We start from the raw sequence: 461 nt of genomic DNA on the forward strand, positions 1-461 counted from the left end.
GTGCGGAAGTAAAACGTCCCCTTGAGAGACAACCGGGTGAGAATATCGCTAAGCAGGTCCAACATGGCGCCTATGTTAGGCGTCTGGCATCCGGCGTCCATGGTTGCGGACGATCTGCAAGGGAATGTGAACGCCCGGGCGCATCAGCGCACCAGCGGCGACCCTTCAGCTTCCACAACACCAATCTGATAGCTCAGAAACGCCCTTTGGCGGATCTCTTTCAAAGCATGGTACTCAGCGCTCTGAAACACCTTGTCGACGGCCTCCCGGTCCGGATAGCGGACGATGGTTGCCATTTCCGGCAGTTTCTCACCGACAATTGTGTCCGAAATCTCATAGCCTTGGATAATCTCCGCGCCAGCCTCCTCCAGCAGCGGCCTGGTGGTGCCCAGATACATGCTCAGCGCTTCCAGATCGTCCGGATTTACCGTTGTAAGTGCAAATACGATGACCGCCATTAT

At 56.0% G+C, this 461-nt stretch carries 1 protein-coding gene; it reads right to left on the bottom strand.

Going from position 1 to position 461, the window contains the following annotated elements:
- Positions 1-143: 143 nt before the first annotated feature.
- A partial coding sequence (locus RA19_RS25420; protein WP_206540310.1) for a DUF1330 domain-containing protein occupies positions 144-461 on the bottom strand: 318 nt, incomplete at its 5' end.

It is taken from the genome of Leisingera sp. ANG-M1, from assembly GCF_000813745.1.
In the GTDB taxonomy this organism is placed as follows: domain Bacteria; phylum Pseudomonadota; class Alphaproteobacteria; order Rhodobacterales; family Rhodobacteraceae; genus Leisingera.